Consider the following 24,579-nt stretch of genomic DNA (forward strand, 5'->3'; position numbering starts at 1 on the left):
TTGATACAATCCGAGGAGAGAGACCATGTCCCGCGAATGTCATTTTTGCGGCAAGAGCACTGCCTCCGGCAACAATGTAAGTCACGCAAACAATAAAACCAAACGCCGTTTTAATCCCAATTTGCAGCGAGTGACGCTTCGCTCGGCAAATGGAACCAAGCGGGTTTTATCATGCACCCGTTGCATCCGCTCCGGCAAGACAATTGCTGCCTAATTTATAACCCGGTTTCATTCCAGGCGGGCCATGGCCGAGACCCTGACATACGACCTGATATCTATCCTGCGCGTTCTCTATCGGAAGCGCAGGATGATTGTGTTGGGAACCATCGCCGCAGCCGTCATTGCAGCCATCGCGGCTTTGCTTTGGCCTCAAACATGGCGCGCGGAAACCATTGCGATTGTTTCTCCACCGAAATACAAAGAGACGCTCAGTCTGGTTTCTAATCCATTCGACGTTTTGACGTACCAATCCATTATGCTGTCGGACGGGCAACTCGATGAAGTCCAGCGCACCTTGCGTTGGGGCAGTGAAGCGGTGCGTACGTTAATTACCCCGCCTGAACTCGACCGCTTGAAGGCCAATCCAAACATTCAAGACAAAGCCTTGCGCTTGACCCCCTATCAGCTGATTCAAAATACCAACACGACATTACTGACGGAATTGCTGATTCCAGAAGATGACAGCGATAACCCCGAATACGACATCTATATCTATTCATTGAGCCAACTCGGCGCGGACGATCTCGAAGCGCTGGGCGGACTGGATGCGGACGAACTCCAAGACCTCACCATTTTTGATCTGCGCAAGATGTTGTTCGCAAGCGTGTCGATCGTCAAAGAGACCAATCTCGAAACGATTTACTCGCCGGTGATTCGCGTGTCGGCTGAGTATGACACTGGCGAGCGCGCCCGTATGTTGACGAACCTTTGGATGTTGCTGTTCCAATACCGCTCTGAGCGCACGGTGCGCAGCATTGTCATGCGGCAGATTGATATGTTTCGCGAACGCGCCGTCTCCAAAGAAAAAGACTTAGGGACGATTGAAACCGATTGGAAAAACGCCCAGCAGGAAGCCGACCTGGAAACGCTTTATGCAGACGCCGCTTCAAAATGGATTTTGCTAAAAGGCGTGGCGCCGGTGTATAAACGCGTGAAACAAAGCAAAGAAGAATTTGATCTGGAAGAATCGGACCGCCCGTTTATGACCGAAGAGAGCCAGGAATGGGACTCGATTCAATTCAACATTACCGCTGAATATGAAAAGGCGCTTTTGCCTCAGTCACAGGAACTCAAGGCGGAAATTTCATTTCTCAAAAAACAAATAGAGCGCGGCGCCAGCGACGAACTCTCTATGCAACTCGCGACTGCGCAAGACCGGTTGGCGGCGTTGCAGTCTGAAATCAAATCGACATCGTCTGCGCTCGATAAAACGCTGAGCCAGATTCGGACGTACGAGACAAAATTGCGTTTGCAGCATATTCAATTGGAACGCGCCCGCACGGCAATCGAAGTGTTGGAGCCGTACCTGGGCGAAGCCAACCTGCTTGAGCAGAATAAAGACGGACGCTATTCCGATATCAGTTATAACCCTGCCATCAAACCCGACAAGCGGGTGTTCCCCAAACGCACCATGATGACGGCTTGCGGCCTGTTAGTCGGGCTGTTGCTTTCATGCGGCTGGGCGTTTCTGCAAGACATCTGGGCTGAAGTGGTCCGGCCCGAATCTGAAACACAGGCGTAAGTCCGTTGACCATGCGCCGATTGCATGGGTGCGGCGCCGTCTTGTTTTTAGGCTCCGCTTTGTTGTCGTGGGCGTCGCATTGGATCGACCCCAGCGCACTTGCCTTTGAAGTTGCTTTCATCCTCTCGATTTTGTTTGTAATGTCCGGCGCGTATTTTTGCGCGTGTTGGCATGTCTTGAAACAAGGCGCTTCGTGGCGCGTGATTGTCTTTTGGGCGCTTGCGGCCCGCGTCGCGCTGGCGCCCAGCCTGCCGATTTACGAAACCGACGCGTATCGCTATTTGTGGGATGGCTTCGTCGTTTCGCAGGGAATCAATCCCTATCAATTTTCACCCAATCAAGTCATCAGCGCCTTGGATGCAAATGAGCAAAACGAGCTTGCGCCCGACCTATTATTGTTGCGTGAGGAATTACGCGCCCATCCTGACATGGTGGATGTACTTCGCAACGTGAACAACGCTGACTTGAACACGATCTACCCACCCTTCACGCAATTGCTGTTCGGCGCAACGTCATTCGCGGCGCCGGGTTCGATCTTTGTGTGGCGAATCATCGCGCTGGGGTTCGACGCTCTCTTGATGGCAAGCATCGTCTACTTGTTGGGGGCCTTTCGATTGGACCCGTCTCGTGTTGTGTTTTACGCTTGGTCGCCGTTAATCTTGAAAGAATATATCAACACCACTCATTTCGATGTGATTGCGTTATGTGGATTGTTCGCCGTCTTTGCATTGATGAAAGCGAAGCGCACAAACGGCGCCGCAGCGGTGTTGGCTTGTGCGGTGCAGACAAAAATTTTTCCCCTGTTTGTATTTCCGCTGTTTCTCAAAAAATGGCGTTGGCCGCAATGGACGGTTTTTGCGGTCGTGTTTGCAATACTCGTTGGCCTGTTTATACAGACCGGCGACAACGGGCTGCGCGGATGGTCGGCGTTCTTACATCGTTGGGAAGCCAACAGCAGTCTGGTTGCGCTATTCGAATGGGGTGGCGTGATGCTGGGTGTTCCCGCTTGGGGAGACGGCGTGGTGTTGGCGCGATTCAGCGGCGTATCGTTTCGGCTGGACGCGTTCTTGGTTGCGAAAATATTGGCGGGATACATTTGGTTGGCGGGATGGGCGTTGATCTCTCTACGCGCCTGGCGGCGCCCCGCGTTTGATTTGCAGGCTACGGTCTACGACGCATTTTCTATCATCGCGCTGCTTTTGATTTGCAGCCCGGTATGCAACCCCTGGTATCTCGCCTGGACAGTCCCGTTTTTATGCTTTTATCCCCGTGCGTCGTGGCTGTATTTGACCGCCGCTTGTTTTGTGTATTACGCCTTCTTTATCCCAACGCCCAGCCAGCAACCCGTGTGGATTCGCGCACTGGAATATTGCCCGTTTTATGCTTTGCTGATTTGGGAATGGAAAACGAAGCGCTTGTCTCAAACGATATGAATGTGAACTCGCGTATGAAACCAATTGTTCTTTTTTGTCTCGGCGTTTTGATGCTGGCGTGTTCGCCGCAATCCAGCATTGATTCGGGCGCGCGTCCGTTTACCGCAATTTTGGTGACTGACGTGGGCGGGCTGGGCGATAAAGGGTTCAATGATTCGGGCTGGGCGGGGTGTCAGGATGCGCAGCAACGGTTGTTGGAACGCGGGGTCGAGTTGGAAGTGCACGTCATCGAATCGCGTGAGCAAACCGACTATGTTGATAACCTGAATCTAGCCGCCGAACGCGGCGATATCGTCATTGGTTTGGGGTTTCTTATTGCGGACGCCATCAAGCAAGTTGCGGATTATCACCCAGACACTCACTTCCTTTTTATTGACGGACAAGTCGAAGGCCCGAACATCGCCAGTTATGCCTTTCATGCGCAAGACGGCGGATTTTTGGCGGGGCTGTTGGCGTCGTACATGACCCAAAGCGGTGTGGTCGGCGTTGCGCCGGGCATGGACATTCCGCCGGTACAACGCTTCGCCGCTGGATACCGCGCTGGTGTGGTCACGGGCGCCCGTTTGCAGGGCCGCGAGATTAAAACGCTCACAACCGTCATCGGAAGTTTTAACGACCCCGTCAAAGGCAAGTCGTTGGCCAAGTCACTGATGAGCCAAGGCGCTGATATTATTTTTCAACTCGCTGGTAATAGCGGGTTGGGCGTCATCGAAGCCGTGAAAGAATCGCCCCAGGGGACTTACGTCATCGGCGTGGATATCGACCAGGACGACCTCTTGCCGGGGCGCATTTTGACTAGCGTTCTCAAACGGATGGATCGAGTTGTGTCCGACAAAACCATTGCTGCCTATGACGACAAGTTTGAGCCGGGCGTGTATCAAGTCGGGTTGAAGGAAGGGTATGTTTCACTCACGGAGATGAAGCACACGCGGGATGGCGTCCCTTCGCAAGCCCTGGTCGTTTTAGACCGCGCGAAGGCGTTGATCACGGATGGAAAAATCAAACCGCCCGCCGTTTATGATGACCTCGAAGCGTTTATTCCCCCGGTGGAGTTATTGGAATCGCCATGAGCGAGGCCGTCTCACCCAGCGTTCAATTGGATTCCATCCATAAAAATTTTGGCGCAGTCACTGCGCTCGATCACGTCTCGCTCGAATTTCACCCCGGGCGCATTCATGCAATATTAGGGGAGAACGGCGCGGGCAAAAGCACGCTGTTGTCGGTTCTCTTTGGGTTGCAGCAACCTGACGGAGGAACGATCCGCCTTTTTGGCGAGCGGGTCGAACGGTTGCGGCCAGCGGAGGCAATGCGTCGCGGCGTTGCGTATGTGCAGCAGCATTTTTCGTTGGTCCCGGCGTTTACCGTTTTGGAAAATTTGATGCTGGGGCGGGAGCCGAGCGCGTGGCGTTTATCGAAACATGCATTTCGCGAAACGGTGCAAGACGCGCTGCAAGGATTTGATTTGGACTTGCCTTGGGACGAGCGCGTCGGGCGCCTTTCGGTTGGCGTGCAGCAGCGCGTTGAAATTGCCAAGGCGTTGTCGCGGCGCGCGCGCATTCTATTGTTCGATGAACCGACCGCATCGTTGGCGCCGGGCGAAATCGTGGGATGCTTGCAAACCATCAAGACGCTGCGCGACCAAGGTGCTACGGTGGTGTTCGTCACGCACCATCTCAACGAAGCGCTGCAAATTGCTGATGAAATCACCGTGCTGCGAAACGGTCAAACAACGCTGCATCAAATATCCAATGGGTTTGATGAAGCCAAAATTGCTGCGGCCATTGTCGGCGATCATCTCCCGCAAGAAACGTATGAACTGCCTCCAACCGCCGCGCCGCTCTTGCGCGTTCAGTCCCTGTCGCCCCGGAAGAAACCCGCTGAACCGTTGTCGTTTGATGTTCATGCGGGAGAAATTTTGGGCGTGGCCGGGGTTTCAGGCAACGGGCAAAAACAATGGATCGATCTCATTCTGGGTCGGGAAGCAATCGCCTCCGGCGAACTATGGCTGGGGCAAAATGAAATTACTCACTCCTCTATTTTAGAACGCCGACGATGCGGCTTGGCGTATATTCCCCAAGACCGAATCCACGAGGGGTTGCTGCACGAACGCCCGCTTTGGGAAAACTGGATGCTCAACCCACGCTTCGAAGGAGCGAATTCGCATTGGCTTTCGGTTTCTGCATTGCGCCGTCAAACCCGGGAAGGCATGGAAGCGTTTTCGGTTCGGGCGCCGTCTGAGTTCGCGACTCCCGCGACGCTTTCGGGCGGACATCAGCAGCGCTTCGTCTTGGCGCGTGAATTGTCTGCATCCCCGAAGGTCATAATCGCCCATGACCCCGCGCGCGGACTGGACATTCGCGCTGCGCGTTTTGTCCATGAGCAGCTCATCCATGCTTGCCGCGAGGGAGCAGGCGTATTGTTGCTTTCGTCTGAATTATCCGATTTGTTTTTACTGTGCAAACGCATCGGCGTCATTTCGCAAGGCTGTTTGACGTCGATCCACAATGCCGACGAATGGACGGCGGAGAGATTAGGACGCGCAATGGCGGGAGGCGGTCAATGAACGCGCGTCGCTTGTTGCGCTTTGGGGTGCTTGGCGTTGCGGTTGCGGGCTTGCTTGCCTTGCTGCTTTGGCTGACTGGATATTCGCCCTTTCAAACCGTCCAGACAATTTTCGCCAGCACATGGGGGTCTCCATCGGGGCGCGTACAAGTATTAAACAAAGCGGCGTTGTTGATTTTGACGGGACTCGCGGTTGCCGTTCCCTATCGGGCGGGGTTGTTTAACATCGGCGGGGAAGGCCAGATGTTGCTCGGCGGTTTGGCGGCGGCCTTTGTCGGGTGGCTGCCGTTGTCGATGTTTGGGCCGCTGCATTGGACGGCGTGTCTTGTGATCGGTGCCGTTGCGGGCGCTTGCTGGGGCGCTTTGGCGGGGTGCTTGCGGACCTGGCGTGGAATTCACGAAGTCATTTCAACCATCATGTTGAATTTTATCGCGCTGCAATGCGTGAATGAAATTACCTTTGGCGTATTCAATGCGGGAGGCGGCGCCAGTCGTACGCCGCTGGTGCTTGGTTCCGCCCATTTGCCGTCGCTGGCGGCGGGCGCTTCTTCTCCGTTGCATTGCGGCGTTGTGATTGCAATCGTGGTCGCCGTTGGAGGCAGCGTTTGGCTGCATCGAATTCGCAGCGGGTTTCAATTACGCGCGGTGGGAGAAAACCCTGATGCGTCGCGCAGCGCGGGGATGCCCGTTTCTCGCATTCAATGGAGCGCGATGGCTATCGGAGGCGGTTTCGCCGGGCTGGCGGGCGCCATTGAAACCAGCGGCATGACCCACGCCTTCTATGCTCGCTTTTCCGGCGGGATGGGGTTTGACGGCATCGCGGTCGCTTTTCTGGCGTTGTGTGAACCCTGGGCGACGGTCCCGGCTGCGCTGGCGTTGGCGACGTTGCGCTCAGCCGATCGCTCTTTGCAACTGGAACTGGGGTTGCCAAAAGAAATCGTGTTCGTGGTTGAAGGTGTTCTTGTAATTGTGATCGCCCTTTTGTTGCGGAGGCGAAGCCATGTTTGACGCCGTCGGTTTTGTCATCTTGTCGACGCCTGCTTTAATCATGGCCGGGTTGGTCAAGAGCGCTCCCCTGTTATGGGCGTCGTTAGGCGGCGCTTATAGCGAACGCTCCGGCGTCATCAATATTGGGTTAGAAGGCATGATGTTGACCGGCGCTTTTTTCGCGGTGTGGGGCTCCTGGTTGAGCGGAAGCCCCTGGGGCGGCCTCTTGTGCGCGGCGCTTGCCGGGGCGCTAGTGGGACTCTTGCACGCGGTTGTTTGTTTACAGGGCCGGGCAAATCAAATTGTCAGCGGCATGGGCGTTAATATCATTGCGCTTGGCGTCACAGGCTTTCTGTTGGTGCGTGTCTTTGATGCGTTAGGCAATTCGCCGGAGGTCGCAAAACTGCCATTATGGAATCTTGGCGTTGCGGTTTCGCCGCTCCATTTGCTTCTTGTCGTCGTTCTTCTAATTACCATATACGGATTTTATCAAACGCGCTTTGGGTTACGATTGCGGGCTTGTGGAGAGTCGCCTTCTGCCGCAAAGGCGGCGGGCGTCTCAGTAACGCAGTCCCGATATATTGCTGTGACCATCAGCGGCGCATTGGCGGGACTTGGCGGCGCGCAACTTTCGATTGGCGAACTGAGTTATTTCACAACGGGGATGAGCGGGGGCAGGGGGTTCATTGCGCTGGCTGTATTGATATGCAGTGGATGGCGGCCCGGGCGAGCAGCGCTGATCTGTTTTGGGTTTGGACTTGCGGAAGCGTTGGCGGAGAACTTGCAGGGAGCGTATCCCGCGATGCCGTCCCGGGCGTTGTTGGCCTTGCCGTTTATGCTTGCCTTGTTCGTTTTGATGTTCAGAACAAGCGACGCTCGCGGCCCCGCCGCATTGGGTAAAGCCTAATGGATGACGCCTAATTCTTGCATCCTCGAATAAATGGCGCTGGGTGGGCGTTTAAGCATTCGCGAAATTTCAAAGATGGTGAATCCATCATGCCGCATTTTTTTCAGGTGCGAATCTTCGTCTTCGCTCCAGACGGCGAGCGCTCGTGGATGGCTGCTGAGAAGGTTGTCGATAGACGGATTCAGAGGGCGAAACCGGTCGCGAGATGGCAACGCTTTTTCGGCAACAGCAAATATGTCCGACTGATCATATTCGGGGTGGTCCGCTAATATTTTCTCACTGCTATGCCCCTCTGATAGCAATGAAAGAATGGTTGCGTTTTTCTTGTTGCCGGGTTCGGTTTGCGTGTTCACCGGTTCCCCCTTGCGGTGAAAATCATGACAAATTCATCTGATTCAATCCATCTATATAATCATACAATATCGCAAATCGCAGCAATTGGCGATATGTTTTTTATATATTTTAAGCGCAAGTTGATTGTAAAAAATTGTGCATGGCTAAATTCACTGGGCCTGGCTGTTCGAGAGGAGACAGATGCCCGGCTTTTTTGATGAGAACCAATTCGGAAGTCGGGATTTTCTGATGCATCGTTTCGGCGGCGGATGGCGGCGTCAAAATATCTTCTTCACCAACGATAATCAGAGTCGGGGCAATAATTGACTCAAGCGTGACCAGCGAACCCGGGCGTGACGCCATTGCCACTTGCGCTTGGACGACGCCCTCGGGCGGCGTTGTCTTAATCGTATTTTCTATCTCTCTAACCATCTCTTTATTATTAGTTTGGGTTGTTTTGCCTAATAGTTTTTCTGGCATGTCTTTGACCAACATACCCACTCCTTCATTTCGAACGGTCTCAGCCATTTTGAGCCGATTATTTATCTGCTCACCCGAATCCGCTTCCGCGCGCGTATCGTACAAGATAAGCCCTAGGATGCGGCGCGGCATGGTTCGCCAAAATTCAAACAGGATATACCCGCCCATCGAACAACCGCCCAACACCGCTTGTTCAATTTTCTGTTCACCCATGAATGTAATGATTTGTTTCACATAATCACTCATGCTGCCAGGCGTTTCGCTCAATGGAGATTCACCAAAACCCGGCAAATCCGGCGCTAATACATAGGCGCTTTCAGACAAGCCTTCGAGTTGATGGCGCCACATTTGGTGGTTCAGAGGAAAAGCATGCAGTAGGATAACGGGGGTGTTGTTTGGGTCTCCAGCAGATGAAAAAGCGAGGCTCATTTTTTTCTTTCCTCCCGGTTTTTAAGTGATTGACTGAGTGTGAACCCACCGATGATAAAGGTTCACGGCTATTCGTCGATAATGTATTAAAGTATGTTACTGCAACGGACGGTATTTTCACCCACTGAATCCCCTGTTTTTTGGGTTTTTGAGGAATGAGCCAAATGAGCACAGCCGCGCCGCAAGTCGAAACCAAAGTCGATCACAATTACCACCAACTGCCCAGCGAGCGCACGTCCGCCTGGGAACAGGCGATGCCGCCGGAATATTGGGCGTATCGTGAGAAGTGGGACAACTGGCCCAAACAGCATATTACCGGCCCGGTCCCCATTCATCTCGATATTGAAGCGACCTCGAATTGCAACCTGAAATGCACCATGTGCCCACGCACCGATATGGTCAACGACGGCGCCTTCTGGGACGTTAATGATTTTGACCTCGACCTCTACAAACGCTTGATTGACGAAGGGGCGGCGTCGGGACTCTGTTCGCTGAAATTCAATTACCTTGGCGAACCGTTGATGAATCCCGATCTGGTCGAGATGATTACTTACGCCAAAGAACGCGGATTGGTCGATGTGATGTTTAACACCAACGCGACCCTATTAACGGAACGTATCTCTAAAAAATTGATCGCGTCCGGGCTGGATAAACTGTTCTTCTCGTTTGATTCGCCTAACCGCGAGCATTACAACGAAATTCGCATCAACGCCGAATATGACAAGACGCTACGCAACATTAAGCGCTTTATGAAACTGCGGGACGAAATGGGTTCCGTGAAGCCGTTCACCCGCGTCTCGATGGTGAGGATGCAGGAAAACGAGCACGAATGGCTGGAATTCAAGGCGCTGTTTGAGCCGATTGTAGACGCGGTCGCCTATGTGGATTATATCGAGCACACCAACCAGTCGTCAGAAGGGCGGGTATTGCACCAGATTGCGCCGCCGAAGACGACCAACAAAAAATTCTGCTGCCCGCAGTTATGGCAGCGCATGTTTGTGCACCCCGACGGTGTGGTGAGCGTGTGCTGCGTTGATTCCGCCCGTGAACTGACGGTGGGCAATATCGAGGGACGCACCATTCAGGAAATCTGGAACGGGCCGGAGTATCAAAAACTGCGCGAACTTCACGCAACCGGCCGGATCGACGAAATCCCCGCCTGCGCGAATTGTCACCTGGCCAAATTGGATTAGAAAATTCGTGAATTCGATGCAAAATAAAAGCCGCTCAATCGAGCGGCTTTTTTCATGTTGTTATTGCTAGAATATATGCTATTTTTATCCAAGTGCCGATAGAAGTGCATCAACCGCATGCTCTACATCGCGTGCTTTTCTTCTTGCTCCATCAAAAATTTCTTTTAAGGATGATTTGTATTTAGATTGATATTCTTTTAATTCTTCTTCATCAATAACATCAATTACATTTCCCTCATGGTCTGATATTTTTAATATATAAAAGTAGACATTAACTATATCGATATTATCGGGTTCTGTTTCTTTTGTTTTACGCTTTTCTTCAATTGTAATTGCATAAGAAGGAAACGCAGTTATATAAAGAAATGGGTTCGCAGTTGTTTCCCATCCTAGATTGCCATTGACCGTTTTTGCATGTAGTTTTTTTATAAGTTCAATGTGTTTATCCGGTATCATCTAAATTCACCTTGTTTTTGGTAATTGTGTAAGCATCTCATTTAATTTGTCCAACGCTATAGACAAAACCCTATTAAATAAAGGAATATCAACTTGTTTTTTACTGCTCTCTATCAGTTGTTCAATTTGGTCCTCGATAATAGAAATCTGTCTAAGAATTTTTGTTAAAACTGCCTTGTGTTCTTTACTCAAATCTGGATTTTCTGATTGTACCGTTACCAACGCTTTCTTTAGCGCCGTGTAACGGTCTGGTAAAATTGACCAAGCTTTTTCTCTGTGTAAACGCCGTACTTCTTCAAGTACCTGTATCGCAGTCGAAACATCAACAATCGTCTTGGATTGCTGAATTTCATTGACTGCTTCTCTCGCAGCGTCTTTTGCGGCTTTGGCGTAAATGAGCGTCCAAATAAAACCGCATACTGTTATTATAACACCAATTATACTGGCTGCGGCGCCAAGTTCAGAGTTTGTGATGAACAGATAAATGGTGTTTATGTCCATTTTTACGTCTTTTTCACGGTGGCGGATTTTCGCCTCATCTGGTCGACATAGACGGCGATGATGATAATCAGGCCGATGACGATGCGCTGCATGTAGGGCGACACGCCAACCAGGTTGCAGCCGTTGCGCAGAAATTTGATGATAAATGCGCCGATGACGGCGCCAAGCACCGTCCCCTCGCCGCCCATCAGGCTGCCGCCGCCGATGACGACTGCCGCAATGACTTCCAGTTCCATCGCGATGGCTTCGCCGGGCTGACCGGAATTCAGCCGCGAGGCGTGCAGGATGCCCGCGATGCCCGCCGTCAATCCGCCGATCATGTAGACGTATAATTTGACCCGCTCGACGTTGACGCCGCATAAGCGGGCGGTGTTTTCATTGGAGCCGACCGCGTAAACTTGCATGCCGAACACGGTTTTACGCAAGATGAATGTGCCGATGAATCCAACGGCGATCAACACAAAAAGCGAATAGGGAATAATGATCAATTCGCGGCCTGTGTCGAACGTGAATCCGGTGTTGTTGAGTTGGCGGAACGCACTGGGCAGACCGGTGACGGGGACGCCGTTGGCCCATTGCAGGGCCAGGCCGCGCACGATTTCCATCATGCCGAGAGTAACGATAAACGGCGGCAGTTTGCCCAGATTGATTACGCTGCCGTTGACGAGCCCTACGACCGCCCCGGTCGCGATGCCAACGAAAAGGCCTGCCGTCATAGCGATGGCGATGTTGCTGCCGTCTTCATTCAATATCGCCATGATGGTCCAGGTCGCCATAACGCCTGCCAGCGCAACCAGCGAGCCGACCGACAAGTCGATGCCGGCGCTGACGATGATGAAAGTCATGCCGACCGCGCCGATGGCGATAACGACGGTCTGACCGATTACCTGAGAGACATTGCCCGGCGTCAGGAATTTCATGTTGGCGAATCCTGAAACATAAAAAATGTCGATCAGCGTGAATATGGTCAGGATCACGATCAGCGGGATCAGCGATTTGAGGATTTTCAGACAATAATTTTTGTATCCCGAAGAGGACGGTTTTTGCATGGACGTTGTATGGTTCGCTGCCAAGATACTTTCTCCTTGATTCGTCTCAATTGCACGCAGCCGCAGCGGCTTCGTCGCTGAGCCCTGTCGCTAACGCCATGATCTTGTCGGCGTTGATTTGGTTGATCGGGTATTTCTTGCTTAAGGCGCCGCAGTGCATGACGTACACCGAGTCGCACATGCCGAGCAGTTCGGGCAGGTAACTCGAGACCATGACGAGGCCTTTGCCGTCGACGGCGAGTTGGTCGATAACTTTATAAATTTCTGCTTTGGAGCCGACGTCGATGCCGCGGGTCGGTTCATCTAATAACAATACTTGAGCGTCTGCGCCCAACAGGCGCGCCAGCGCGACTTTCTGCTGGTTGCCGCCTGATAATTGGTTGATCTTCTGTTCGGGCGATTCGGCTTTGACGTTCATCTGTTTCATCAGCGCGATAGAAAATTCATGCAATTGAGAAAACGAGACGATGCCGTTGCGGCTGATTTTTTGCGGCGCTGGCAAGGCCAGATTGACGCCGATGGAGAGGTCTTGCGCCAAGCCTTCGCCCGCGCGGTCTTCGGAAAGCAGACCGACGCCGCATTTCATCAAACTTCGGGGATTCGCCTTCAAAACCGCTGCGCCGTTGATTGTCAACGCATCCATCTGGTGTTGGTCTAATCCAAACAGGGCGCGCATCATTTCCGTGCGGCCTGCGCCGACCAGCCCCGCGACGCCGACGATTTCTCCCGCGCGTACATCCAGCGAAACATTGTTGGTTCCATTGGGGCTGGAAAGGCCGCTAACCGAGAGCAAGTTGCCGCTCGGCGTCCGTTGATGTTTGGGGTAGAGGTCTTCAATCTTGCGGCCCACCATCATCTGGATAATCCATTCGGGCGAGGCTTCGCTCATGGGCTGTAAACCAACGCCTTCACCGTCGCGCATGACAGACACCACGTCGCCGATCTCGTTAAATTCTTCCAGGTAGTGAGAAATATAAATCACGCCGACGCCTTCGCGCTGTAGTGCGCGGATCATCTCAAAGAGTTTGACGGTTTCATTTTTTGATAAGGCGGCGGTGGGTTCATCCATGATGATGAGCGGCGCTTTGACGCTGAGCGCGCGCGCAATTTCCACCATTTGCCGTTGCGATACGCCCAGGCGCCCAACGGGGATGTCTGGGTCAATGTCGATGTCGAAGCGCTGAAACAAGGCGCGGGTTTCGCTGCGCTGACGGGCGAAGTCCATGCCGAATGCATTTTTACATTCATGTCCAAGAAAGATGTTTGCATGAACGGGAAGGTTCAGCGCCAGGTTGAATTCCTGATAGATCATGGCGATGCCCTTCATCAACGCTTCTTTGGGGTGATGGGCTCGAAAGGGCTGGCCTTGAAAGAGAATTTCGCCCTGGTCGGGTTGATGGACGCCGGTGAGAACTTTCATCAGCGTGCTTTTGCCTGCGCCGTTTTCGCCCGCCAGAATCATCACTTGTCCGGCTTCGACTTCGAGGTCAACGCCGCGCAATGCGCGCGTCGCGCCAAAGGTTTTATGGATGTTGCGCATTTGCAACAGGGGAGGCATGTCGAACGTCCTTTTTAGTTATTGGAGTTTAGAATGGAAAGGTCGGGATCCAGCAAGGCTTGAATCGCATCGTCATTCATATTCTCTTTGGTTGCTATCGTAACGCCAGTGTCAATTCGTTTTGGGACTTCTTCACCGTTGAATTGGGCCATTAAAGTTATGACGGATTGGCGCCCCATGAAAAATGGATTTTGCAGCGCCAGCGCATGGACTTCATCTTTCTTCATCGCTTCGACCAATTCACTCGATGCATCAAAACCAATCAAAATAATTTCCCCGGCTTTTTGGCGCGCTTGCACTGCGAGCAGAGCGCCGTAGATGCTGGGTTCGTTCGGGCCGAAGATTGCGTTAACGTCGGGATGCGCGGTCAGCATATCTTCGGTCACGGCGCGTGACTTCTCGCGGTCGTTGTAGCCGATCTGCTTGTCGATGATCTGGATATTCGGGTATTCTTTGGCGAGGGTTTCTTCAAAGCCGCGTTCGCGTTCGGTGTTGGATTCACTGCCGGGTTGCGCGCCGATGATGATACAGGTTCCTTGATTGCCCAACCGCCGGGCGGCTTCGTGCGCCGCATTCACCCCGCCGATGTAATTGTCGGTCGCAATGAAGGAGACGTATTGGTCGCTGTTGACGCCGGAGTCAAAAACCACGCAGGGGATGTTCGCCAAGGCGGCGCGTTCGACGACGGAAACCAGCGCGTTTGAATCCTGCGGCGCCAGCGCAATTCCATCCACGCGCAAGGTGATGAAATCTTCGACGATGGAAATTTGCTGGTCTTTCATCGTCTCATCGGGCGGGCCCATCCAAAGAATATCCACGTCGAGTTCTTGCGCAGCGGTCAATGCGCCCGCATACACCGCCTGCCAGTAAACGTGCGCGGTGCTTTTGGGGACAACGGCGATGACCTTGCGTCCATCCGACTGGCCCAATTGGTTTGAACAGCCATAGGTGAGCATCACAGTCAGCGCCGTTGCGCAAACGCAGATATGTCGTAGCCAAAAAGAAAACTTCATCATTCACTCAATATGGAAAGGTCCGGTTTGAGCAGCAATTTGTTGTCAGGATCGTTCATGTTGTCGGGCGTAATCAGATAAACGCCGGTATCAATGCGCTTATCGACCTCTTCGCCGTTCAGGTGCTGAACAACGGCTTTAACGCCCTGATAGCCCATGTTAAACGGGTTCTGTAAAATCAGCGCCTGTATTTCTTTCTTTTGCAACGCATCAATTAACTCATCGGACGAATCAAAACCCACGAACACTTTTTTGCCCGCCAGTTGACGCGCCTGCAACGCCAGTAAGGCGCCGAAGGTGCTGGATTCATTGGGGCCGTAGATCGCGTCTACGTCGGGATGCGCGGTCAGCATGTCTTCGGTCACGGCGCGGGATTTTTCGCGGTCGCTATAGCCGTATTGCGCGTCGATGATTTTGATGTCGGGATAATTTTCCGCCAGCGTATCTTCAAAGCCTTTTTCGCGCTGGTTAGTGGATTCGCTGCCGGGATCGACGCGCACGATGATGCAGGTGCCTTTGTTGTTTAACAAACGCGCCATTTCATGCGCCGCCTTCACGCCGCCCGAGTAGTTGTCCGTCGCGACGAAGGTCAAGTATTGTTCGGTATTGATGCCCGAGTCAAAAATCGCGCAGGGGATTTTCGCCAGCGCGACTTTTTCAACCACGGGGACTAAGGCGTCCTGGCTTTGCGGCGCCAGCACCATTCCATCCACGCGCTTGGTGATGAAATCTTCGACGATGGAAATCTGTTGTTCTTTCATGGTTTCTGATTGCGGGCCCATCCATGAAATTTCCACGTCAAATTCTTTCGCCGCCGTCAATGCGCCTGCATAGACCGATTGCCAGAAAATATGCGCCGTCCCCTTTGGGATGACCGCAATGGTTATCTTGCCGTCGCTTTGTACGTCCGCGCTTTGCGGCCCGCAGGCTGCAAAAAAGATAGAACCGATTATTGCGATACTGGCAAACAGAATAAGGGTAGATGCAGAAAATTTCTTCATTTCAATCACCTCGTAGGGGTGAGACAATGCTCCCCGAATGGTTGTTGGGATTGCCAAAATTCTGTTCAGTTTCAATAGGGCGAAAATCACGTTTTCTGTGTGATTATAACCCGAACAGAAAAATTGCAACCGCACATCTTCGCGTAAAAAAAGTATGGCAATGAATAGGGAAAGCCTACATCCAATATGCGTTCCCATACTACGCACTGCCCATTCTACGGCATCGGCGCCCTCAAAAAAAGCGCTTCGGACGGAGTTATGGCGTTGTTTGTTGGATTTTAATGGGGACGAGGGTGGTCTCGCCGGAAACAACGGCGGCGTAGCGTAAATACGCATTGCGGTTGGTGCGGTCGATGATGCGGATTTCATAACCGCCTTGGCGAATGACGGGGATGTCGGCGTCTTTAATGGCGCCGTTGAAGCGGATCAACGAATCAATCGGCTGGGAGAGTTCAATCTTCGCGGCGCCCATGGCGCGGCGTCCAAAGCGCGCTTCTTCTGCAATCTGGGCATAAACGATTAGAAACGAGGCTGCGATGGGGATCGCCAGCGCCCAGCGCCGAAAGGATGTTTTTAAGAAATCGGGTAAATACGTTAGGACGAGCAACAGGCACGGCGCTGCTTCAAACGAGAACAAGTCCCAGTCTTGTTCGACGCCTAAATTCGGGTGCCAGACTAAAGCCAACAGAGTGAAGCACAATGCGCTCACTAACAGAAATACGCGGTCTTTGCGCAATATTGTTTGGCGCCCAAAAAGAGTAATGGACAACAAGATAACCGGCCAGAATATCCATGAACGCATGGTCCACGCGTAGAGGATGTCAACCAAATGCCCCCATTCGAACATCCCATAAAAGCGAACGCCGGTAGGGTCGGGGAATAGGGGGACGAAGTTTGTATCCGGCGAGAGGCCTTTGATTTCAATCCCAAGCATGAAAGAAAATTCGCGAAACAGATAGGCGGCGAGACAAGGCGATAAGCCAATCGCAAGGCCTTTGTAATCGCTCATGCGTTTTTTGAGAATCGGCAATAGCAAGACTGCAGGCGCAGCGAATAAAATTCCCAGGTGCATCCACAAACCCAACGAATAGGCCAAACCTGCTTGCGTACTGCTTGCTTGGTTATTGAGATAGCGGACGCCGTACAGGCCGAATAGGAACAGCGTCGCGATGAACATCGTATAGTATTCGGTGTGGCCGCAACTTAAAATCAAAAATCCCGATGAAAAGAAAAGCGCGAGGCTCCACAGCGGGTCGCAGCCGCAACACTCGCGGTTGAAAATAAGCACGGCCCAAACCGCTGCGGCGCCCGCCAGGCAGGAAATCAGGTTCATCACGCTGAGCGAATTCCAACCCAGCGGAGTGAGTAATTGATAGACTGCCTGCAAGGTGGCATGAGACAAGAGTTCCGATTGTACCATCCAGATGTCGTCTTCGAGAAAGCGCGATAATTGGTTGCCGTCGCCGGAGAACACTTGCGAGCGGTGCAGCCAGAAAAACGCGAATGCGAGCGCCGCCGCGATGATTGGATAGCGGTCAAACAAACGGCCCGTGGATGACCACGGGCCGTTGAACGATGCTGTTTGCGTTGAGGCGTTGTTGGTCATGATGTTTAGGTTACATCATTCCAGGCATTCCGCCCATACCGGGCATTCCGCCGCCCATGCCGCCCATACCGCCGGGCATTCCGCCCCCGCCGCCGCCAGGAGGCATTGCGGGTTCGGGTTCGGGAATCTCATACACAATTGATTCTGTGGTGAGCAGCAGTCCGGCGATACTGGACGCGTTTTGCAACGCGGTGCGAGTGACCTTGGCGGGATCAATGACGCCCGCTTTGATCAGGTCTTCCATTTTGCCGGTTTGCGCGTTGTAGCCGACGTTGGCTTTTTCTTTTTCGATTTGTTGAATGATTACGGCGCCGTCTACGCCAGCATTGGCGGCGATTTGTTTGGCGGGACCGATCAAGGCTTTTTTCAAGATCGAAGCGCCGACTTTTTCGTCGCCTTCGAGTTTCATTTTGTCGATGACTGCCGCTGCGCGTACCAGCGCAACGCCGCCGCCGGGCACGATGCCTTCTTCGATGGCGGCGCGGGTGGAGTGGAGCGCATCTTCGACGCGGGCTTTCTTTTCTTTCATTTCCGCTTCGGTGGCTGCGCCGACGCGAATCACCGCGATGCCGCCCGCGAGTTTGGCGAGCCGCTCTTGGTATTTTTCGCGATCATAATCAGATGTCGTTTCGACGATCATCTGACGCAGTTGGTCCATGCGGTTTTTGATGTCGGCTTTCTTGCCGCCGCCTTCGATGATGGTGGTTGAATCTTTATCAATGATAACGCGCTTGGCGGTTCCCAAGTCATTTAGGGTGACGTTATCGAGTTTGAGGCCCAACTCTTCAGCGATTAACTGGCCGCCGGTGAGAATGCCGATATCAATCAACATAGCTTTGCGGCGGTCGCCGAAGCCAGGCGCTTTGACAGCGGCGGCTTGCAACGTTCCGCGAATGCGGTTCACAACCAAGGTCGCCAAGGCTTCACCTTCGACGTCTTCGGCGATGATGAACAGCGGGCGGCCTGATTGGGCGACGTTCTCTAAAATGGGCAGCAATTCGTGCATGTTGGAGAGTTTCTTCTCGTACAGCAGAATCACGGGGTTCTCAAGGACGCATTCCATGCGTTCGGAATCGGTCACCAAGTAGGGGGAAAGGTAGCCGCGGTCGAATTGCATGCCTTCGACGATGTCGAGTTGCATTTCGAGGCTTTTGCCTTCTTCGACCGTGATAACGCCGTCTTGCCCGACGCGTTCCATCGCGTCCGCAATCAACTCGCCAATCGACAAATCGTTGTTAGCGGAAATTGACGCGACCTGGGCGACTTCGTCTTTGTCTTTCATGCGTTTGGCCATCGACAAGACTTTTTCGATGACGGCTTCGACGGCTTTGTCGATGCCGCGTTTGAGCGCCATGGGGTCGTGGCCCGCTGCGACCATCCGCAAGCCGTGGCGATAAATCGCTTCAGCCAGGACGGTTGCGGTGGTGGTCCCGTCACCGGCGATATCGCTGGTTTTGGAAGCCACTTCGCGAACCAAACGGGCGCCGATATTTTCAACGGGATCTAACAGTTCAATTTCTTTGGCGACGGTCACGCCGTCTTTTGTTACGGTCGGCGATCCAAATGATCTGTCGATCGCCACATTGCGGCCGCGCGGTCCCAAGGTTACTTTGACCGCTTTGGCCAGTTGTTCGATGCCGCGCAGCATTTTGACCCGCGCTTTTTCATCAAACACTAATTCTTTAGAAGCCATCTTCTCATCTCCTACTGCTAAAATGTGTTGATTGGATAAATTGCTAGCGATCAGGGTTCAATCGGCTGGACGCTTTGGTACGGCATCCATCCAGTGAACGCGGCGTCGCCGGGCAACCGGATTTGCACCCAGTCGTTTTGCCGCTGAACGATTCGTACTTTCGCGCCTTCATGCAGCGAAAAGGCCGTCGAGAAATCCGAACCGGGCGCCGTTTTGATTTCGACCGCCGAAGAGGTAACGATTCCTTCGTTCCATGTTTCAAAATCGTAGACTTTGGCGGCGGCGCACGAAACGAAAATTATAAAAGCAAGCCCCCCCAGCCAACAAGGGACGCGGAGCCATGCTTTTTGATTTGGCTGATTGAGCCAAAGTATGCCGGACAGGCTTAGAACCCATAACCAAAGCCCCGCGAGGGCGATCCAGGCCAATTCATTGGGGTTAAACGAGTCATAAATCCACAAAAATAAACCGAGCGTCCCGCTGTGTTTGGGCGGAGCGGCGATTTCGTCGACGATTTGGTTGCGGGCGTACGTCAGGTTGACCTCGAGGTCTTCAAAACGAGGCAGATAGCGCTTGGCGCGTTCATACCAGAGAATGGCGTCGCCCAATTGGCCTTGAAGGAAATAGGCGTTGCCTAAGTTGTAGAACAGGTAGCCGTTGGCGGCGCCGTGTTCATTTAGATATAGATAGCCCGCGATGGCTTTTTCGGTTTCATTGTTGCGATACAACTCATTCGCCTGGCTGAAAATGTCTGATGAACTCGCTTCGGGCGCATAGTCAGGCGGCAATGTAGTTTCCGCCATCGCCGAAAAGGCGCTGGTCAAGAATAAAGATAAAAAGAGAAAAAATCGAATCGGCGTCATTTATTTTAGTTTCATTAATGATTGAACAATTTGTTCCGTTTGTTCCAAGTCGTTTCGGGCGGAAGCGGCGTCTAATGAGCCTCCCGAAAAACGGGCGCCGTCAACGGTTTCTAAGATTGAAGCCGCGCGTTCTACAGAATCGCCGTCAACGCCTTTTTCGCGCAAGGTTTCTTTTAATTCGGTGATGGTCAATCCGGCTGCCGCCAGGTTCCAACAATGGTCGACGGTTTGGTTGATGGCCCGGCCGATGGCCGCGTACGTCTGTTGCAGATCGCCCGTCGCCAGCGCGTCTTGGGCTTCGGTCAAACACTTACGCGCTGCCCGCGGAGCCCGCAGCCGTTTGGCCGCATCGGGATTGGCGATCAGATAATCGCGCCGGGCTTTTGCGTAGAGCGCCGCGCCTAATAAGGCCAACGGAAGCAGCGCAAACAACCACACGATCAAACGCTGGTGCGCGCCCAGGTTGATTGATGCCAGCGCCAACAGCGATGTGTGAATGAACCGAAAATCATCGCCGATGCGGGTAGGGATGCGCCGGGGAGAGCCTGACGTATAGGCGCTTCGTGAGCCGCCCAGCGCGGCGCGTATGTTCAATTCAATCGGCGGCGTTTCGAGCGTGATGTATTTGACCGCTTGCGGATCGAAATAGGCGTAGCGTACCGGGCCGATTTCATTGGCATTGATGTCATGCGGAATCAACACGTGCGTGTATTCCACCCGACCACTGACGCCCTCTTTCGAGACGCTGATATCTTGCGAGGTGGTTGGGCCGAATTGATCGAAGTTTGTTAAATCCGGCAATTGCGGCGAGGGCGCATTGCGTAGATTGCCGACTCCTTCGAGCGAAATATTCAGTGTCACCGGATCGCCTTCGTCAAGTTCGATTTCATCCACTTTGCTACTCAATTGAAAGCGGCCGACTGCGCCTTGGAAATTTTCCGGCTTGCCTTCTTCTGGAAGCGGCTTCACGTTTAAGGTGACGGGGTTTGACGATTTTGAAAAGTTTTCCTGGCGCCGAAACACGCTGATGCCCGTCGAAACCGCGCGCCGCCCTTGGACTTCTAAGGGAGCAATTTCAATCTTGCCGGGTTTGAGTGGATAGAGAATGTAGCGGTTGATGGTGAATTTCGCGAAAATTTGGTTGTCAATTTTCACGTATTCTTTTTCAAGGTCGCGGCCAACGTCGTGCTTTTCCACCCAAAATGATTGAAACACGCCTTGTTTGTCAAGCACCTTATCAATTTGAATGTTGCGTTCGTATTCGCGGGGAACCAACAGGTAATAATCAAGAATGGTTTCTTCGCCGACGTAGGCGTCTTGTTTAGTGATTTGCCCCAGGTAATAAGGCCATTGTTGATTGTCAATCGTTGGAGATGGCTGTGGGCTTGGCGTTGGGGCCGACGCGTTTTCGTCGAGCACGGTCAGCGTGATGGGTTTGACGGCGACGAAGCCGGATTCTGTTTGGACGCGAATGTCTTTCAGAGAATATTGCCCCGCTGCGAGCGCGATGACGTCATATTCATGAATGACTGCGCGTTCGACCGAGGTGCGTCCATTGACCATCGACCAGTTGGTCTTGTTACTGTTTGATCGGTAGGAAAACGTCAGCCCGTTCAATTCGGGAATCACCGGCGTATTTAATGCGTCGTTCCCATCCGAGCGCACGGTGATTTGCATTCGGGTTGTTTCATTGATGCGCAGTACATTCTTAGAGAGCGTTGCTTCGATTGAGACTTTCGCATCGCTGGTCAATGCGACTGCGCAGAGAAAGAACCCCATCGCAAAAAGCGCGATCAAAAGCCGTTTATATGTAGCGCAATGCGAATGTGTTTGCATTGTTACCAATCTTTTTCTATGACGATGTTGGCTTGTACCGGTTGGCGTTTGATTTGTTTGCGCCGGTCTTTTTCGTCTTCTTCAAAATTCTTTAACAGTTGTTCCGCTTGTTCTTTGGTTAGTTTTTTCTCATCTTTTTGAGGGCTTTGTTGCTGATCGTTTTGGGCTTCTTGATCTTGTTTGTCGCTTTGTTCGTCTTGCTGTTCCTGATTTTGCTGGTCTTGTTGATCTTGGTCCTGATTTTCTTGTTGCTGCTCTTGCTGTTCCTGCTTTTCCTGGTCTTTTTGTTCTTGATCGCCCTTTTGCGGCTCTTGTTCCTGGTCTTGTTTTTCCTGGTCTTCGTTTTGTTCCTGGTTCTCTTGGTTTTGCTGCTGCTGTTGCTGCTGTTCTTCTAACTTGCGCTTGGCCAATTCAAGATTGTGTTTGGCGTCTTCATCGTCAGGCAAAACTTCAAGCGTCTTTTCATACGATTGAACGGCTTCCTGGTATTTCTCCATTTGAAATTGCGCGTTACCGATGGAGTAGTTCGCCCGCGCATTGATGGTTTCATCTTCAGCGCCCAGGGTTTGTTGATATTCGGTCATGGCTTCTTCGTACTTGCCCTGGCGATACCAGGCGTTGCCCATGTTGTAGTGCAACTCGCTTGATTCGGGTGCATACCGCGCCGCAAGGTCGGTATAGGCCTGGATGGCTTCCTGATATTTTCCCTGCTCATACAACTGGTTGGCTTTCAACACGCCGTCACGAATCGGGTTCAAAAACCCATAGTGCAGCGACGATGCAATGAGCAGGGCAAGGGCCGCCCGAAATAGATTTTGGTTCGTACGCATGGCGCGTTCTCCGTAATAATCGTTTACGACTTCTGGCGTTCCGGCGCGTCGCCGGGGTTAAACCCGCCGAGGGTGCGCCGCTTGGCGTTCTTTTTATCGGTTAATAACATTTCGACAATGAGCAGGAGCAACGCCGGAAATAGAAACATATAATAGCGCTCTTCAAATTGTGAAATAAACCGCGATTCCAAATAACGCTGCTGGCGTCGTTGTTCGATGTGCTCATAGATCGCATTCAATCCAAACTCAGACGAACGAACCGGGAAATATTCGCCGCCGGTGATACGGCAGATGGATTGCAGCGCCTCTTCGTTTAATTTGCTGTAAACCACATTGCCTTCGCTATCTTTAATATACTCTTGCAGATCGCCGGCGTCGTCGCGCTGGGGGATGGGGCCGCCGACGGCGTCGCCGATGCCGATGGCGTAGATCAACACGCCTTCTTCTTTGGCTTTCTCTGCGGTTTCTTTTGGGTCGCCAACGGTGTCTTCGCCGTCGGTAATCAAGATGATGACCCGCGATTCGCGTTCACCGGGCGGGAACGACGCCAGCGCTTTTTCAATCGCGCTGCCAATGGCGGTGCCGCCGGTGGGGATGGTGTTTTGGTTGACTTCGCTTAATAAGATTTTCGCCGCAGCGTAATCTAGCGTCAGCGGACATTGCGTAAATGCTTCGCCCGCGAAGGGGATCAGGCCGATGCGGTGGCCTTTCATTCGGTCAATGAGTTTAGCGATTTGTAGTTTGGCTTGATCCAGGCGGTTGGGTTTAATGTCTTCCGCCAACATGCTGCGCGAAACGTCCAGCGCGATGAAGATGTCGTTGCCTCGCGAGATCAGCGTCTGTTCTTTTGATCCCCACATCGGGCGCGCCAACGCCAGCAATGAAAACGCAAACACGCCAAACAGCAGCCACAAACGCGCTTTCTGTTTCTCGCGGCTGACCCCGGCGAGCAGGCGTTCGACCAGTTCCATTTCGCCGAAGCGTTTTAGCGCGGCGAGGCGCTTGTTCCACGCCCAGCGCAAAAAGAGCGCCAGCGGGAGCAAAAGCCAAAGTAGATTGAGCGATTGTGGTGAACCAAACTGCATCGTTTACGGCAACTTTCGATATCGGGTTTGCGACAGTACCACTTCGATCAGCAACAACGCCAACCCGGGGATTAAAAAATTGGGAAACAACTCGCGAAAGCGGCGGTGCGCTTCGGAGACGATTTCGGTTTTTTCTAACTGGTCGATTTCATCAAAAATTTCGTTGAAGCGTTTTGTATCGACCGCGCGAAAATACTTTCCATGGGTGAGGGAGGCGATCTTTTTCAGGCTCTCTTCGTCGATGCGCTCCGCTTCGGGGTAGGGGCGCAGTTGGCGGCCCAAAATGGTTTCAACCATGACGTAGGGCGTCCCCAACCCGCCGACGCCGATAGTATAGATTTTCACGCCCAGCGATTGGGCGAGTTCGGCAGCGGTGAAGGGGTCGATTTGGCCATCGTTGTTGGCGCCGTCGGTGATGAGTACGATCACTTTGCTTTTGGCTTCGCTGTAGCGCAGGCGGTTTAATGACGACGCCAGTGCGTTGCCGACGGCGGTGCTGTTCTCAGGAACCATCCCGATGAAAATCTGGTCGATGAAATTATTGACGATGGCGTAGTCAATCGTCAGCGGGCATTGCAGGAACGCGTCGGTGGCGAATACCGTCATGCCGATGCGGTCATTTTGTCTGCCTTCGACGAAAGCCTTCACGGCGTCCTGGGTAACCTGCATTCGCGTCCGGCGGTTTTGCACGTCGAGGTCGATCAGGTTCATGCTGCCTGAGATGTCGAGCGTCATCATAATATCGACGCCTTCGCTATAAACCTGGCTGGTGACCAGTTCTCGCTGAGGGCGCGCAAGCGCGAAGATAAACAGCACCAGCGCCGCGAGGCGAAGCCCGAACAAACCGCGCCGCGCCCACAATAATCTGGAGCCTTTGTTTGAGGAGCGGCCCATTGCGCTTTTCACGCGGCGGATGTCTGAATAGACCAACGGCGCCGCGCCCGCGCCTTTCATGTAGCGCAGCAGCAACAATGGAACAATAAATAAAAGCAGGAGAATTCCTGCAAAAGCAAATCGCATTTC

23 protein-coding genes are annotated in these 24,579 nt (G+C 52.9%); 8 read left to right on the forward strand and 15 right to left on the reverse strand.

What is annotated here, in order from left to right; all coding sequences use genetic code 11:
- Positions 1-25: 25 nt before the first annotated feature.
- From rpmB to P9L94_10830, 7 genes are read left to right on the forward strand one after another with little or no spacing between them, the layout of a single operon-like run.
- The gene (gene rpmB, locus P9L94_10800; GenBank protein MDP8244559.1) at positions 26-214 is read left to right on the forward strand and encodes a 50S ribosomal protein L28; all 189 of its coding nucleotides are present in this window, start codon (positions 26-28) and stop codon (positions 212-214) included.
- Positions 215-244: 30 nt separating this feature from the next.
- Positions 245-1,741 (forward strand): Wzz/FepE/Etk N-terminal domain-containing protein, encoded by a 1,497-nt coding sequence (locus P9L94_10805; protein MDP8244560.1) that lies wholly within the window; start codon positions 245-247, stop codon positions 1,739-1,741.
- An 11-nt stretch (positions 1,742-1,752) separates the two neighbouring features.
- Positions 1,753-3,174: a hypothetical protein gene (locus tag P9L94_10810; protein ID MDP8244561.1), complete on the forward strand. Its 1,422-nt coding sequence runs from the start codon at positions 1,753-1,755 to the stop codon at positions 3,172-3,174.
- A gap of 14 nt (positions 3,175-3,188) precedes the next feature.
- Positions 3,189-4,244, forward strand: coding sequence for a BMP family ABC transporter substrate-binding protein (locus tag P9L94_10815; protein ID MDP8244562.1), 1,056 nt, complete (start codon positions 3,189-3,191; stop codon positions 4,242-4,244).
- Entirely contained in the window at positions 4,241-5,737 is a 1,497-nt protein-coding gene (locus P9L94_10820; protein ID MDP8244563.1) for an ATP-binding cassette domain-containing protein, read from the forward strand. The genes P9L94_10815 and P9L94_10820 overlap by 4 nt, the downstream gene beginning before the upstream one ends.
- Positions 5,734-6,744, forward strand: a complete 1,011-nt coding sequence (locus P9L94_10825) for an ABC transporter permease (GenBank protein MDP8244564.1) — start codon at positions 5,734-5,736, stop codon at positions 6,742-6,744. The genes P9L94_10820 and P9L94_10825 overlap by 4 nt, the downstream gene beginning before the upstream one ends.
- Positions 6,737-7,630 carry an ABC transporter permease gene (locus tag P9L94_10830; protein MDP8244565.1) on the forward strand — a complete coding sequence of 298 codons (894 nt, stop codon included), beginning with the start codon at positions 6,737-6,739 and terminating at the stop codon, positions 7,628-7,630. Before P9L94_10825 ends, P9L94_10830 begins: the two co-directional genes overlap by 8 nt.
- Here the strand turns inward: P9L94_10830 and P9L94_10835 are convergent.
- Both P9L94_10835 and P9L94_10840 read right to left on the reverse strand, forming a co-directional pair.
- Complete coding sequence (locus tag P9L94_10835; GenBank protein MDP8244566.1) at positions 7,627-7,983, reverse strand: hypothetical protein; 357 nt, start codon at positions 7,981-7,983, stop codon at positions 7,627-7,629. The two genes, P9L94_10830 and P9L94_10835, sit on opposite strands and share 4 nt — an antisense overlap.
- Positions 7,984-8,092: 109 nt before the next feature.
- Positions 8,093-8,872, reverse strand: coding sequence for an alpha/beta hydrolase (locus P9L94_10840; protein ID MDP8244567.1), 780 nt, complete (start codon positions 8,870-8,872; stop codon positions 8,093-8,095).
- A gap of 164 nt (positions 8,873-9,036) precedes the next feature.
- On the opposite strand from P9L94_10840, the gene P9L94_10845 reads away from it, so the two are divergent.
- Positions 9,037-10,065: a radical SAM protein gene (locus P9L94_10845; protein MDP8244568.1), complete on the forward strand. Its 1,029-nt coding sequence runs from the start codon at positions 9,037-9,039 to the stop codon at positions 10,063-10,065.
- Between the two features lie 84 nt (positions 10,066-10,149).
- On the opposite strand, the gene P9L94_10850 is transcribed toward P9L94_10845, so the two are convergent.
- From P9L94_10850 to P9L94_10910, 13 genes are all read right to left on the reverse strand, one after another.
- Positions 10,150-10,521, reverse strand: a complete 372-nt coding sequence (locus P9L94_10850; GenBank protein ID MDP8244569.1) for a hypothetical protein — start codon at positions 10,519-10,521, stop codon at positions 10,150-10,152.
- Positions 10,522-10,527: 6 nt separating this feature from the next.
- A complete protein-coding gene (locus P9L94_10855; GenBank protein ID MDP8244570.1) occupies positions 10,528-11,022 on the reverse strand; it encodes a hypothetical protein in 495 nt (164 codons plus the stop codon).
- A 2-nt stretch (positions 11,023-11,024) separates the two neighbouring features.
- Entirely contained in the window at positions 11,025-12,095 is a 1,071-nt protein-coding gene (locus P9L94_10860; GenBank protein MDP8244571.1) for an ABC transporter permease, read from the reverse strand.
- Between the two features lie 22 nt (positions 12,096-12,117).
- The gene (locus P9L94_10865; GenBank protein ID MDP8244572.1) at positions 12,118-13,629 is read right to left on the reverse strand and encodes a sugar ABC transporter ATP-binding protein; all 1,512 of its coding nucleotides are present in this window, start codon (positions 13,627-13,629) and stop codon (positions 12,118-12,120) included.
- 14 nt (positions 13,630-13,643) lie between these two features.
- Entirely contained in the window at positions 13,644-14,645 is a 1,002-nt protein-coding gene (locus P9L94_10870) for a substrate-binding domain-containing protein (GenBank protein MDP8244573.1), read from the reverse strand.
- Entirely contained in the window at positions 14,642-15,643 is a 1,002-nt protein-coding gene (locus tag P9L94_10875; protein MDP8244574.1) for a substrate-binding domain-containing protein, read from the reverse strand. Before P9L94_10875 ends, P9L94_10870 begins: the two co-directional genes overlap by 4 nt.
- Before the next feature lie 256 nt (positions 15,644-15,899).
- On the reverse strand, positions 15,900-17,249 hold the full coding sequence (locus tag P9L94_10880; protein ID MDP8244575.1) for a hypothetical protein: 1,350 nt from the start codon (positions 17,247-17,249) through the stop codon (positions 15,900-15,902).
- A 10-nt stretch (positions 17,250-17,259) separates the two neighbouring features.
- Positions 17,260-18,942, reverse strand: coding sequence for a chaperonin GroEL (gene groL / locus P9L94_10885; GenBank protein ID MDP8244576.1), 1,683 nt, complete (start codon positions 18,940-18,942; stop codon positions 17,260-17,262).
- Positions 18,943-18,992: 50 nt separating this feature from the next.
- Positions 18,993-19,805, reverse strand: coding sequence for a hypothetical protein (locus P9L94_10890; GenBank protein MDP8244577.1), 813 nt, complete (start codon positions 19,803-19,805; stop codon positions 18,993-18,995).
- Entirely contained in the window at positions 19,806-21,641 is a 1,836-nt protein-coding gene (locus P9L94_10895; GenBank protein MDP8244578.1) for a BatD family protein, read from the reverse strand.
- A 2-nt stretch (positions 21,642-21,643) separates the two neighbouring features.
- The gene (locus P9L94_10900; protein MDP8244579.1) at positions 21,644-22,471 is read right to left on the reverse strand and encodes a tetratricopeptide repeat protein; all 828 of its coding nucleotides are present in this window, start codon (positions 22,469-22,471) and stop codon (positions 21,644-21,646) included.
- Positions 22,472-22,494: 23 nt separating this feature from the next.
- Positions 22,495-23,556, reverse strand: coding sequence for a VWA domain-containing protein (locus P9L94_10905; protein MDP8244580.1), 1,062 nt, complete (start codon positions 23,554-23,556; stop codon positions 22,495-22,497).
- A 3-nt stretch (positions 23,557-23,559) separates the two neighbouring features.
- Complete coding sequence (locus tag P9L94_10910) at positions 23,560-24,576, reverse strand: VWA domain-containing protein (GenBank protein ID MDP8244581.1); 1,017 nt, start codon at positions 24,574-24,576, stop codon at positions 23,560-23,562.
- Between the last annotated feature and the right edge of the window lie 3 nt (positions 24,577-24,579).

The organism is Candidatus Hinthialibacter antarcticus, from assembly GCA_030765645.1.
Taxonomy (GTDB): domain Bacteria; phylum Hinthialibacterota; class Hinthialibacteria; order Hinthialibacterales; family Hinthialibacteraceae; genus Hinthialibacter; species Hinthialibacter antarcticus.